The sequence below is a fragment of the Flavihumibacter sp. UBA7668 genome (assembly GCF_002483205.1).
In the GTDB taxonomy this organism is placed as follows: domain Bacteria; phylum Bacteroidota; class Bacteroidia; order Chitinophagales; family Chitinophagaceae; genus Flavihumibacter.
Map to the genome: position 1 here is coordinate 661,443 of NZ_DLHM01000004.1, position 13,056 is coordinate 674,498.

A 13,056-nucleotide genomic window follows, 5' to 3' on the forward strand; every position below is an offset into this window, starting at 1 on the left:
CAAAAGTAGGAACCCTCCTCACATCTCAGGTCTAACATCTCACTCCTCAAGTTTCACTTTTCCAATTAGCGTAGCCTGTGTACAATCCGTCACTTCGACATGGAGGTATTGTCCTTTTTCCAGTCCGGCTGGTTTTGGAAAAACGATCACTTTATTCTGGCTGGTTCTGCCCATCCATTCGGCAGGGTTCTTTTTACTGGGGCCTTCCACCAGTACCTGAAAAGTTTTTCCAAGATCGCGTGCATTGCTTTCTCTACTTAATCGGCCTTGCAGAGATACTACTTCAGCAAGTCTGCGTTTCTTTGTTTCAAGCGGAATATCGTCGGTATAGCGACGTGCAGCCAGGGTACCGGGACGTTCGCTGTAAAAGAACATGTAGCTGAGATCGTATTTGCTATATTCCATTATACTCATGGTATCCTGATGGTCTTCCTCTGTTTCGGTACAGAAACCGGTAATTATGTCGGAAGAGATGCCACAATCCGGGATAATTTCGCGGATGCGGTCAACTTTAGCCATATACCATTCGCGGGTATAGGTACGATTCATCAATTGCAATACGCGGGAACTGCCGCTTTGAACCGGCAAGTGAATATAATTGCAGATGTTTTCGTATTTAGCCATGGTGTGAAGCACTTCATCCGTAATATCTTTGGGATGGGAGGTTGAAAAGCGCACCCTAAGTTCTGGAGAAATGAGTGCAACCTTTTCCAGTAGCCGCGCAAAGGTTACGATTTCATCCGTTACTTCATTCAGGTAGTGATAGGAATCGACATTTTGTCCTAGCAACACCACTTCCCTGTATCCATCAATGAATAGTGCCTCGCATTCAGCAACGATGCTGCCGGCATCCCTGCTGCGTTCACGTCCGCGCGTAAAAGGTACCACACAGAAAGAACACATATTATTGCACCCTCGCATGATGCTTACAAATCCGGAAACACCGTTTGAATCAAGTCGCACCGGAGCGATATCGGCATAGGTTTCTTCTCTGCTAAGAAGGACATTTACCGCCTTTTGACCGGTTTCTGCTTCTTCAATTAAGGCAGGTAAGGAGCGATAAGCATCCGGTCCCACGACCAGATCTACCAGTTTTTCCTCTTCCAGGAACTTTGCTTTCAGACGTTCGGCCATGCAACCAAGTACGCCTATCAACAATCCGGGTTTTGCTCTTTTTGCTCTTTTAAAATCGGTGAGGCGTTTGCGAACGGTTTGCTCCGCTTTTTCACGGATGGAGCAGGTATTGATAAAAATCAGATCGGCAATTTCCAGGTTTCTGGTAGCGCCAAAACCCTGTTCCTGTAAAATAGAAGCGACTATTTCACTGTCGGCGAAATTCATCTGACAGCCATAGCTTTCAATATAGAAATGCTTTTTGTATTGGTTTTCATCGATGGCAAAGGGTGCGAAAGCTTCCCCCTGCCGGGATTCATCCTGTATTTTTTGTGTCGAGAGATCCAGCATCCAAATCTGTTTAAGGGAGCAAAATTAGCGAAAAACCGGCACATGTGCCAAATTGACAGTTGTTAAAATTCGAGGAATTTTTGATTGATTATCAGGCAATTAATTGTGGATGTAGGCGTTAAATTGAAGTTTTATAAATTCAACCTTATCTTATGAAAACTAATTGGATACTATCAAAGCTGTTGTTTTGTATAATAGCTATTGGAATCAACTCCTGCTCCAAGAGCGGAATGGAAAGTGGATTATCAGAGCTGGAGGATGAACTTGCTTTACATATTCAGGGAAAAATTACAGATGAAACAGGCTCAAGCGTATCCGGTGCAATTGTTAACATTAAAGGGCAAAAATTGGAATCGGGTACAGATGGAAATTTTAGGATGGATGCTGGTTTGAAAGTGGATTCAGTACTATTAATGGTAGAAAAGCCTGGTTATTTTAATTACTCACAAAAATTCAAGACAGTTGGTGGCGGCGTACTGGAACTGGATATTAGTTTGGTTAAAAAACCGAAAGCCGTAACTGTTTCAGGAAATAGCGGAGGTGTATTAAAGCTGGAAAATGGATTGGAATTGGTTTTTCCTGCTCAGGGTATTGAATTTAAACAAAATAGAACCACTTATAACGGGATGGTGAAAGTGTATGCCAAAACATTTACCAGTAATCAACCAAATTTTGAAACTTTAATACCGGGAGGCGAGACAGCAAAAAATGAATCTGGAGAGAATCAAATAATGAGTCCCTCTGCTTTTTTCATGATTGAATTATATGATGAGAAAGATCAGCCATTACAGATTGCAAGTGGGAAAGCAGTTGAAGTAAGAATAAAGCCATCATCAGAAACGGTACTTAATCCGCAGGAAAAAATGTATTCCTGGCATTTCAATGAAAAAGCAGCAATTTGGGAGAATAAAGGGGAGGCAATTCGAGTTGATACTGTTTTCACATTTAATGCAACCAGTTTTTCAAGCTGGGCCATTGGTACACGATCCGATCTTGGTTTGATTAAAATATACCTGTTTAAACGGGATGGGACTCCTTTTAATGAATCTAAGGTATTGATTACTGATGTTGCATCACATCAACGGACCTATCTTTATCCGGATAAAAATGGAATTTCAGTTACCAGATTTCCTATAAATAGAGATATTGCAATTAGTACCCAGGATTATTGTGGTAATGATATTAGTAGGTCACATCGGTTGTTTTTGACAGGAAAACTCTATGCTTATCTTAGTCCCCAACCCACCTATAAACAGGAATTTGTAAGATTAACCGGTACTGCTTTTGGTTGTAATGGAAGTTCCCCCTTATTAATTGGTGGCATTGAAATAAAACAGGGTTTAAATGTCCAGTATCATTCTTTTAAAGATGGTCTTTTTGATATACAATATTTAAAGTGCAGAGGACCGCAGTTTGCCGGAGTTTCTGTAAAACTGATGGATTTTTCCGGAAACAAAACACATACAATTGAAGCAATTAATCAGGAGGGGCATCCGGAAATAAATCTGGGAAATGTGGAATTGTGTGAGCCGGATACCGAGCTCTCTTATGCTCAAATTAATTTTGGAGATTCTACCTATTTCCTCTTTGAAAACAGAGATACGTTTAGTATCCGTAAAATAAGTCCTACGAGTAATGGCTATGAATTTACCTTTAAAGACATGAAAGGGAAATATCAGATGAAATTTTTTGTGCCTGAGTTTTATTTTGGTTCATATCCTCTCCGTCAAGTCTTGTTTTTTGATGGCTGGGATGCCTCCTCCATTTATGGCGGAGCTGCCCTGCACAGTAATCCGGCTGAATTAAAATTTGATGAAATTGGTGGTGTCGGCGAGCGGGTTAGTGGTTCCTTTTCGGGGCAAATGAGGGAGTTTAGTTCTCAACTGATTCTGCCAATGAATGGTAAGTTCTCATTTATAAGGCGAAATTAAGTTTACCAGATCGGTTTGCCCTGGTAGAAATCAAGTACGCGCGTACGGAATACATATTCATATTTTGCAATGATCAGATTGATATTGGACCGGTCCAGGTTATTTTTGGCGGTCAGGTACTCTACTGAGTTCAATACTCCCTCGTTAAATCTGGCTTCAGCTGTACGGAAGGATTCCTGAAAGGCATCTACCTGTTGAAGAACAGTCTTATAGCGATTATAGGTAGCTGTCATATTGAGGAAGGCCTGTTCTACCTGTTGCTGCAGGCGGATTCTGGTTGTTTTTTCTACCAACTCGGCGGATTTTAGCTGGATTTTTGCCCGATCAATCCGGTTACGGGTTTGCATATAATTGAGCAAGGGAATTCGAAGAGAGAGATTTATATTGGTGCTATAGTTGTTTTTGAACTGATCGCCATAGGCAATTTTCTGCATAGAAAATTCATCGCGCATGGTCAGTACAGGTGATTCAGTTCCATTAATCTGAACATAATCTCCTGTAGGTGATTCAACAGTCCGGAGAAATTGGGCTGTACGCGCAGCGCTTGAATAATTGGTAAATAATCCGCCATTCAGACTAAGAGTAGGCCAGAGCTGGCTTCTCCATGCTTTTACTCCTTTTTCTGCACTTTCTGTTCTTAAATTTGCTGCTTTTACAACAGCCAATGCACCCAATGCTGTCTGATAAATGGAGGACGGATTACCTTCATAGGCCTGAAGAAAATCCTGCGGACCTAAAGGTTCGAGTTGGATACCTGGATCGTACGGGATATTCATCATTTGGCATAAATCCAATACCGCAGCATCCAACTGGTTTTTAGTGTTTACCAGATTGATTTCATCACTTGCTAATTGCCCCTTCAAATCGTAAAACTGAGCAGGCGGAACTGCTCCTTCCTGGTGCATGATGGTAAGCCGCTCAACCTGTTTGCGAGTAAGATTTGCCTGTATCTTTATTTGTTCTAGCAGATCCGCTGTACTTAATACAAGAAAATAGGCATTCATCAAATTGATACTAAGGTTATCCTTTTCCTGTTGAATTTCTTCTTTTCCGGCAGCCAATGCCAGGCGTTGTTGCCGAATACCATTTTGGGTTGCCAGTCCATTGAATAAAATCACGCCTCCATTAACACCATAATTAGCGTATTCAATTTTTTGATTTAAGTAACTATTGGTAAACGGATCAATGCTTCTTCCCTGATTGTTTCCATGTTCTATACTGCCATTGATTTGCGGCAGCATATTCTGTTTTGCCTGCCTGTAATCGATTCCAATGGTGGCAGCCTGCAATTCCGCCTGTTTTAAATCCAGGTTATTTGAATAGGCCAGGTCAAGACATTGTTTGAGGGTAAGATGAGTGCTGCTGTCTGATTGCGCCATCAAACCCGGTCCCGCCAGTAGCAGGACCAGGTAAATAGCGCATACACATAGGAGTGAGGTTAATCTCTTCTTCATAAAATAAGTCGCTTATCGGTTGTGTTCAATTCTTCCGTCAAGTAGGTTGATAATGCGGTTGCCATAGGCGGCATTCTTTTCTGAGTGGGTTACCTGAATGATGGTAACGCCTTCTTCTTTATTCAGTTGGGTGAAAATTTCCATAATTTCCTCCCCCTGTTTGCTGTTTAAGTTTCCGGTGGGTTCATCTGCCAGAATGAGTTTAGGTTTGGCAATCAATGCTCTGGCGATTCCTACCAGTTGCTGTTGTCCGCCAGAAAGATTGGCTGGGAACAGGTCTTTTTTTCCCACGATATTAAAACGATCCAGCATATCACCTACCATTGCCTTACGATCAGCAGATTTCGTATCCTGGTAGAGCAGCGGAGTTTCAATATTTTCATACACCGTTAATTCATCAATCAGGTGATAGGCCTGAAAAACGAAACCGATATGTTGTTTATATAAAAGTGAACGTTGTTTTTCTTTGAGCGTATGAACGGGTTGATCATTGAAAAAATAGGATCCTTCGTCGGCAGAATCCAGCATACCAATCACATTCAGGAGGGTTGATTTTCCTGATCCTGAGGGTCCCATAATGGAAATGAATTCCCCTTCTCCAATATTTATATTGATATCTTTCAATAAAAAAATTCGGTTATTTCCCTGGTTTACCCATTTTGAAATATGTTCCAGTTTAATCATAATGCTTGAGCTTTTAGAACTGTAAAGAAAGGATGAAATTTTATGCCAATATTATAATTTATTGAAAATGAACCAGATACAGAGATGTTCAAGTTGGTTACTGTTCGTTTATGATACAGTTATTGTACGGTTGTGTAGCGTGCAGATTTTTAATAAAGAAGTATGGATCCCATCCAGGTAGTTTTATTCAGTTCTAAGTGAGATTGCCGGATTTCTTAAACTTGCTTTAATTGTCTGAAAGCTGATTGTAATAAGGCCAATTAATACAATTAAAATAAAGGGAAGTGCAAATACCAGTAGATTCAGGTTTGTCTGGAAGGCAAAACTTTGCAGCCATTTTTTTCCGGCAAACCATGCAAGCGGAATTGCTACTATGAATGACAAACTGACCATAAGTCCCAATTCTTTGTAGAATAAAAAGATTATTTGCTGCACTGATGCACCAAGAACTTTACGGATTCCAATTTCTTTGGTTCGTTGAATGGTAATATAGGAAGCCAATCCGAATAATCCCATACAGGCAACAAATATGGCGAGAAACGTGAAAATTCCAAATATCAGGGCGAATTGATTGTCTGCTTTATATTGTGCATCAAAATGTGCATCCAGGAAAAAATATTCCAATTGATTCCCAGGAAAATATTGTTTCCATTTTTGTTCAATAGAGGCAATGGTTGATTTAACATCTGTTGTTTGCATTCGGATAGACATATATCCTCTTGTATTTGGACGAAGTACCAAAATCAACGGTTCGAAATTGGATTGTAAGGATTGTTGGTGAAAATCAGCGACCACACCATCAATACGCATGGTATCACCCCAGAAAAAAATTTGTTTTCCGATTGCATCAGCCGGATTGGGAAAACCTAATTGTTTGATGCCGGTTTGATTAAATAGTACAGGGTTTCCGGATGTTCCTTTTTCCAGTGAAAAAGTTTTGCCGGCAATAATTTTTAATCCATATAACTGCGGATAATCGTAATCCATGGAGATGATCCGGTATTGATTTTGTTTTGATTCAGGATCTGTAATCAACCTGATTCCTCCAGCATTTTGATTTACCGATTCTCCCGGAATGGCATTTGATACTGTTACTCCTGAGACGGATGGTAATTTGGATATTTCCTGTTTGAAACTTGTTTGTGTTCTTGTATAGATGCTGTCACTTACAACAATTGGTCTTTTCAGCACCAGCGTTTGATTTATTGTAAGGCCAATTTCCTGGCTCTTCATGAATTTGATCTGTTTGTATACGATGGCGGTTCCAATTAATAAAGACAGTGAAGCCGTGAATTGGAATACAACCAGTCCTTTTCGTAATAATACGCCCTGTGAGCTGGTTGACATTTTTCCTTTCAGTACTGAGATGGGTTTAAAACCGGATAATACAAGGGCAGGATAGATCCCTGACAACAGACTGCCAACAATAAATAAGCCAACTAATACTGTCCAGAAAACTGACAGATTTAATTGGGATATTGAAAGTTGCTGGTTGGTAGTATAGTTAAAAACGGGAAGAAATGCCAGTATAATCAGAAATGCCAGCACAATAGCTATTGCATTCATGAGTGCCGATTCCAACATGAATTGTTTGATTAAGTCGATTCGAAGTGATCCTGCTACTTTACGAATTCCAACTTCTCTTGCACGATTAATAGATCGGGCAGTAGCAAGATTTATATAATTAATCCAGGCGATCACTATAATGAATAGAGAAATCCCAAATAGCAGATATACTGTTCTGCTGTTTCCGGTTGGACGGGCTTCACCAATCCGGTTTGAGTTCAGATGTATGTCTTTTATTGGTTGCAGCAGATAGGTTACGCTTGCATTAAAGGATTTCAGATCGGTACCAACAGCAGCTTCAACAATACCGGGGAATTTTTTTTCCAATGCGTTGGGATCTGTTCCCGGTTTTAATTTCAGGTAAGTAATACAGCCGTCCCATAACCAGGCTTGTTCCGGGTTGTTATTGTATTTTGCCTGTATCTGAATAAAGGATTGATAGGATAACAACAGATCTGATCCCATATGACTGTTTGCCGGAAAATCTGCAAATACTCCGGTTACTTTATAAAGCTGAGATTTATTTAATTGGATTGATTCGCCGATGGGGTTATTATCACCAAATATTTTTTTCGCCAGACTGATTGAAATGGCCGCTGTGAAAGGTTCTTTTAGCAGGGTAGATTTGTCTCCGCTTATCAGCGGATAAGAGAATACCTTGAAAAAATCTTCTGACACAAAATATGGGAAATCAATCTTGAGCGGATTTTCTGAATTGGTGATTACAACAGCATTATCATCCGGAACAATTTTGACATAGGATTCGATTTCAGGAAAGGCATCTTTAAAACTATTTCCAACAGCAAATGCTCCGGAAGCCCATTGGGTACTAAGTTTTCCATTATCATAGCGATCCTGATTGACCCGGTAAATTGATTCTTTATTGTCAATCATATCCTCATAGCTTAATTCATACGCTACATATTGAAGGATGAGTAAACAGGCTGCTATTCCGATAGCTAATCCCAATATATTGATGGCTGAATATCCTTTTTGTCTGATAATATTGCGATAGGCGAGTTTTAAATAATTTCTGAACATAGTACATATTTTACCCGACCGGTGGCACCGGTCGGGTGGTGCTTTTAGTCTGTTTTTAATGCTTTAATTGGATTAGAAAGGGCTGTTTTAATTGTTTGAATGCTGATGGTGCCTACAGCAATAAAAAGGGCAACCAGCACTGCAAAGGGTAAAAGCCACCAGGGAATTTCAATTTTATAGGCGAAATTGGTTAACCAGTTCTGCATACCCCACCAGGCAAGGGGACAGGCAATCAGTCCTGCAACAAGTACCAGTTTTATAAAGTCAAGTGAGAGAAGTGTTGTAATATCAGAAACGGATGCTCCCAATACTTTTCGAATGCCAATTTCTCTGGTTCTGGCACGAATAGAATAGGTGGTCAATCCAAATAATCCCAGACAGGCGATCAGGATCGCCCAAAAGGAAGCTGTTGTAAATAATGCACCATATTTTGATTCCGCAATATATTGCCGATTGAATTGTTCATCTGCAAAAAAATACTCAAAAGGGTTATTGGGAAAACTTTGTTTAAATAAGGTTTCCAACTTTGCAATTTGTTCCTGAATCCGGCCCGAAACCAGTCGGATTGAATAATAAACATTGTTGGTTTGGGGGTAAAAGATAATTGGATCAATTGCGTTTTGCAAACCTGTATGATGATAATTTTTTACTACTCCCAAAACCTGTAAACTTCGTTCATCCCAGGATATTCTTGTGGATATGGCTTCTTCTGCAGATTTAAAACCGAGTTCTTTTACGGCCCGTTCATTAAGCATCACTTTATCATTCTGATTCCATTCTACCGATGTTTCGGAAGGTGTAAAGTTTCTTCCTGCGACCAGATCGATTGAATAAGTAGGCAGGTATCGGTGATCTACAATGGCAAAGGCAAAAGACTTTTGCTCAACCCCTTTGTTGGAGCCTGGTTGAGAGAATCCTGCGGTACGGAAATTATAATAGGACCCAGGTACTGATCCTGTCAATGAAAATTGCTGAACCTGTGGATTGGATTCCAGTCCGGTTATAAAGGCTGATTTCCGGTTGGCATAACTACTGTCTTTCCCAACAGACGGACCTCTCACTACCAATAGTTTATCAATTGTCATTCCAAGAGCACTATCCTGCATGTATTGCAATTGTTTATAAATAATAAAAGTAGATAAGACTAGTCCGATTGATATGGCAAATTGTGCAACTACCAGGTATTTCCTTACAACTGAAGATTTTGAAGAGCCGATGGATTTATTTTTGAGTACAGTCAGTGGTTGATAACCAGTAATTACCATTGCGGTATACCAACCGGATAAAACTGCTCCGGTAAGCAGGATTCCAATACCTGTAATGGTAATATTGTTCCATTTAATAGATGTCAGTGTTAGTTCCTGTTGGATCAGGTTATTGAAAACAGGTTGAATAAAAAGTACCAGCAGAAGTGCTAAACCGGCACCCAGCAGGTTCATCAACATAGCTTCTGTCAGGTAGAGTTGAATAAGGGAAGCCCGGCTTGCCCCAATAATTTTACGTATTCCGATTTCATTCGCTCGTTTTAAGGCCTGCGCAGTTGAAAGATTGACATAATTAAACCAGGCCATGAACACAATCAGAATTGCTACAAGACCTAATACATACACATATTTTAAATTTCCAAAACTTGGGAAAGGGTCATTAAAAGAATCGGGCAGGTGCATGGCAGACATTTTCTGCAAATGCAGTTTGGTACCATCCTGTTCGGGGATTTTTGAGTGACGAAGTTCATTCAATTGTTTTTCCAAATGAGTCAGATCAGTGCCCGGAGAAAGATTAACCATTGTTTGAATATACTGGGAAGATAAATTGCCAATGGCGGCCCAGTCATTATCTTTTACATAGGAAGGAACGGCAAGGGTGGCAAGGGAAAAAACCATATCATACTGAATATCAGAATTGTCTGGAATATCATAAATCCCGGCTACTCTGAATGTGCCTTCACCAAACTGGTTGTATAAAAGTATGGATTGTCCTATAGGACTTTTATTGCCAAAATATTTTTTCGCAGTTTTATTGGATACAAATACAGTAAATGGATGTTCAAGATCAGCAGCTTTTCCGGCAAGAAGTGGAAAGCTGAAAAAGCTGAAAAAATTGCCATCCGCATACCCAATCCCGGTTTCCCTGAAAGGATCAGCCCCCGGATCATTGATCTTCACTACTCCCTGAGCTATTCCTGATTCATACCTGCAAAAATCCTGAATTTGGGGAAAATGTTCTTTTATAAGCGGACCGATTCCTGGTTCCATTTCCGGCCAGGAGTTTCCATCCGGGCTGGTATATACCAGGCGGTGCAGCTGGTGAAGCTCCTTATGAAATGAATTGAAACTTTTTTCCCTGCTGACAAACTGCAGTATTAGCAGGAAGGCTGCAGTACCAAGTGCAATCCCGGTAATATTTAGCAGGCTATATGCCTTATTTCTGGTTATATTCCTGATCGCCAGTACTATATTATTGCGCAGCATAGAATTGGTTATTCAGTTTTAAGGCTGGTGACAGGGTTGGCCAGAGCAGCGCGGATGGCTTTATATCCAACGGTAGCCCAGGCGATCAGAATACTGGTAAGGATGGCTATGGCGAAAATCCACCAGCCTATTGTGATCTTGAATACGAAATTCTGCAGCCAGGCATTCATCAGGTACCAGGCGACTGGTGCAGCAAGCGCAAATGCAACCAGAATTAGGATAGTAAATTCTTTGGAAAAAAGTAATACTATGTTTGAGACAGACGCTCCCAGCACTTTTCGGATACCTACTTCTTTTGTTTTTTGAATAGCCATAAAGGAAATAAGCCCATATAAACCGAGGCTTGAAATAATGATAGCGAGGATGGCAAATACTTTATATAGCCTGCTCAATCGTTCTTCCTGCTGGTAAAAATCATTGATGGATTCGTCCAGAAAACTTGCACTAAAAGCATATTCGGGATAATGCGTATTCCAAAGCTGCTCAATTTTTCCGAGTACTTTGCCAGGATTACTGGTCTTCAGTTTGATATTGGTCTGACTCATGTAGGTGCTGGCTCTGTTTCTGGTACGTAAAATAATGGTTGGTTTTACGGTTTCTCTCAGGGAATTATTTTTAAAATCTTTTACCACTCCAACAATTGGCAGCCAATCCTGCAAACCAAGCTTCATTGTTTTACCGATGGCTTCTTGAGGATTTTTCATGCCCAGTTTTTGGGACATGGTTTCATTAATTACCACTTTTTGAACGGAATCAGCATCTGAATAAAAAGTTCCTGCCAGGAGTTTCAGCCCAAAGGTTTCAGCATAGGCTTCATCTGCCATTTTTATATGTGCATCAAAGGGCTGGTCTTCAGTTTTATGATCAAATGCAAAATTTGAGGTCCAGTTATTATCGCTTGACGGGGCATCAAATGAAAAAGAAACCTGTTGTACTTCAGGAATTTTTTTCAGTTCGGCACGAAATCCAGTCTGACGCGCAATCGTAACACTATCACTGCTGCCAGTTAACAGCAATGTAGCATCTTTACTGAAACCAAGGTCCGCATTGCGGATAAAGCTCATCTGAGAAATAGCTATTATAGTTGCTATAACCAGTAATTGTGAAAACGAAAATTGTAATACTACCAGAATTCTTCGCAAAGATAAACCAGCATAGGTACTGGTATTGATTTTATTTTTAATTGCAGCAATTGGTTTGAAATTACTTAATACAAATGCGGGGTAAAAACCTGAAAGCACACTGGTAATCAGAATTACAGAGAACAGAAATAGGAAACTTCCCGGGTTAAGCAGTTTCAGTTTTTCCTGGATATCAGTAATGTATTTGAGATAGGGGAGTGCAATCCAGGAGAGTAAAAGAGCAATAACGGAGGAAAACAGCACCAATAAAAATGTTTCTGTTATCAATTGTGCGCGTAATTGTGAACGTGTTCCTCCAATAACTTTCCGAATGCCGATTTCTTTGCTTCTTTTGGCAGCAAGTGCAGTTGACAGATTTACAAAATTGATACATGCCATAAGGAGTATCAATACGCCAATCAGTAATAGTGTGTTTAAGGATGCTTTGCTGGTAACATGGGTACCGTTGTTTCCAAACCTGGTATCAAAATGAATTTCTTTAAGTGGATGCAGGGAATGAAACGTTTTTGATGCTGCCTCTGGCCGATAATATTTTTTAACGAATGTACCCATTTGTGAATTGATCTGGTCAGCTGTTGTACGTTCGGGTATAAGTGCATATACCTGGTGATTGGATGTTGATAATCCCCATCCATCAATAGCATCTTCAAATCCCCACACCCCAGAGTTTGATAAAAAGGTCTGGTACGACGGAACAATTTGAAAATTAAAGTCGGTATTAGTCGGTGGATCGTTAAATATTCCTGCTACCTGTAAGCGGATTTGATTGTCGAATAATATGGATTTGCCCATTGCCCGCTCAACTGATCCAAAGTATTTTTCTGCCTTGGATCTGGAGATTGCTACCATGCCGGGTTGATTCAAAATCTCCGGTTGTCCTGCAATCCAGATTAAATCAAAAAAATCAGTAAAGTTGGGTTCACTAAAAAAAACACCTGTTTCTTCTATGAATTTCTGATTGGTAATTTTATTTTCCTGATCCAAAACTGTTATCTGGGAACCGTTTGAAACAAAAAATTGGGTAAACTGAACCTGCGGAAAATCATTGCTGAGTGCCTTTCTGGCCGGGAAAGCGACTCCTGAATAGAATTCTTCATTGCCGTCTTTCACTTCTTTTTTCACTATCTGGAAAACCCTGCTGGCATTGGCATGGTATTGATCATAACTCCGTTCATGTTGCAATACCAGAAATATAACCAGACAGGCAGCCAGTGCAATGGCCAGGCCGGTAATGTTCAGAAGGGAATGGGTTCCGTATCTTCTGATATTTCTAAATGCGATGGTAAAATAATTCTTTATCATG

7 protein-coding genes are annotated in these 13,056 nt (G+C 40.2%); 1 reads left to right on the forward strand and 6 read right to left on the reverse strand.

Annotated elements, in window-relative coordinates:
• Window positions 1-39: 39 nt before the first annotated feature.
• Window positions 40-1,464 carry a tRNA (N6-isopentenyl adenosine(37)-C2)-methylthiotransferase MiaB gene (gene miaB / locus B2746_RS10885; protein ID WP_290793447.1) on the reverse strand — a complete coding sequence of 475 codons (1,425 nt, stop codon included), beginning with the start codon at window positions 1,462-1,464 and terminating at the stop codon, window positions 40-42.
• A gap of 152 nt (window positions 1,465-1,616) precedes the next feature.
• Here miaB and B2746_RS10890 point away from each other — a divergent pair, with 152 nt between their 5' ends.
• On the forward strand, window positions 1,617-3,395 hold the full coding sequence (locus B2746_RS10890) for a carboxypeptidase-like regulatory domain-containing protein (RefSeq protein WP_290793450.1): 1,779 nt from the start codon (window positions 1,617-1,619) through the stop codon (window positions 3,393-3,395).
• Window positions 3,396-3,397: 2 nt separating this feature from the next.
• Here B2746_RS10890 and B2746_RS10895 read toward each other — a convergent pair whose 3' ends face one another.
• From B2746_RS10895 to B2746_RS10915, 5 genes are all read right to left on the reverse strand, one after another.
• Window positions 3,398-4,849 carry a TolC family protein gene (locus tag B2746_RS10895; protein ID WP_290793453.1) on the reverse strand — a complete coding sequence of 484 codons (1,452 nt, stop codon included), beginning with the start codon at window positions 4,847-4,849 and terminating at the stop codon, window positions 3,398-3,400.
• A gap of 12 nt (window positions 4,850-4,861) precedes the next feature.
• Window positions 4,862-5,533: an ABC transporter ATP-binding protein gene (locus B2746_RS10900; protein WP_290793457.1), complete on the reverse strand. Its 672-nt coding sequence runs from the start codon at window positions 5,531-5,533 to the stop codon at window positions 4,862-4,864.
• 183 nt (window positions 5,534-5,716) lie between these two features.
• The gene (locus B2746_RS10905) at window positions 5,717-8,140 is read right to left on the reverse strand and encodes an ABC transporter permease (RefSeq protein ID WP_290793459.1); all 2,424 of its coding nucleotides are present in this window, start codon (window positions 8,138-8,140) and stop codon (window positions 5,717-5,719) included.
• Between the two features lie 44 nt (window positions 8,141-8,184).
• A complete protein-coding gene (locus tag B2746_RS10910) occupies window positions 8,185-10,611 on the reverse strand; it encodes an ABC transporter permease (RefSeq protein WP_290793462.1) in 2,427 nt (808 codons plus the stop codon).
• 8 nt (window positions 10,612-10,619) lie between these two features.
• Complete coding sequence (locus B2746_RS10915) at window positions 10,620-13,055, reverse strand: ABC transporter permease (protein WP_290793465.1); 2,436 nt, start codon at window positions 13,053-13,055, stop codon at window positions 10,620-10,622.
• Between the last annotated feature and the right edge of the window lies 1 nt (window position 13,056).